The sequence below is a fragment of the Bacillus sp. LR--39 genome (assembly GCF_053613335.1).
In genome coordinates, this window is sequence record NZ_JBSIOT010000288.1 from 1 (window position 1) to 1,131 (window position 1,131).

At 47.9% G+C, this 1,131-nt stretch carries 1 protein-coding gene; it reads left to right on the forward strand.

From position 1 onward, the window contains the following. A partial coding sequence (locus ACWHAR_RS22580; RefSeq protein WP_452087891.1) for a condensation domain-containing protein occupies positions 1–1,131 on the forward strand: 1,131 nt, incomplete at both ends.

The following is a 1,131-nucleotide window of genomic DNA, read 5'->3' on the forward strand; positions in this document are numbered from 1 at the left end:
AGACCCGTTCAGACCGGGTGAGAGAATTTATCGCACAGGTGACTTGGCAAGATGGCTGCCGGACGGCAATATCGAGTTTTTAGGAAGAATCGACAATCAAGTGAAGGTGCGCGGCTTCCGAATTGAGCTTGGCGAAATTGAAACAAAACTGAACATGGCTGCGCATGTGACAGAGGCTGCGGTGATCATCCGCAAGAACAAAGCGGATGAAAATGAAATTTGCGCGTACTTTACGGCGGACCGTGAAGTGGCTGTGAGCGAGCTGAGAAAAACACTGTCTCAGTCTTTGCCTGACTATATGGTCCCTGTCCACCTGATTCAAATGGACAGTCTGCCGCTCACGCCAAACGGGAAAATCAACAAAAAGGAACTGCCTGCACCGCAATCAGAAGCCGTGCAGCCGGAATACGCAGCACCAGAAACAGAGAGTGAAAAGAAATTAGCGGAGATCTGGGAAGGAATACTCGGCGTCAAAGCAGGCGTTACCGATAACTTCTTTATGATCGGCGGCCATTCTTTGAAAGCGATGATGATGACGGCGAAAATTCAAGAGCATTTTCATAAGGAAGTTCCGATAAAAGTGCTTTTTGAAAAGCCGACTATTCAAGAACTGGCACTGTATTTGGAAGAGAACGAAAGCAAGGAGGAGCAGACGTTTGAACCGATCAGGCAAGCATCTTATCAGCTGCATTATCCTGTATCCCCGGCCCAGCGGAGAATGTATATCCTCAATCAGCTTGGACAAGCAAACACAAGCTACAACGTCCCCGCTGTACTTCTGCTGGAGGGAGAAGTAGATAAAGACCGGCTTGAAAACGCGATTCAGCAATTAATCAACCGGCACGAAATCCTCCGTACATCGTTTGACATGATCGACGGAGAGGTTGTGCAAACCGTTCATAAAAACATATCGTTCCAGCTGGAGGCTGCCAAGGGACGGGAAGAAGACGCGGAAGAGATAATCAAATCATTTGTTCAGCCGTTTGAATTAAACCGCGCGCCGCTCGTCCGTTCGAAGCTTGTCCAGCTGGAAGAAAAACGCCACCTGCTGCTCATTGATATGCATCATATTATTACTGACGGCAGTTCAACAGGCATTCTAATCGGTGATCTTGCCAAAATATATCAAGG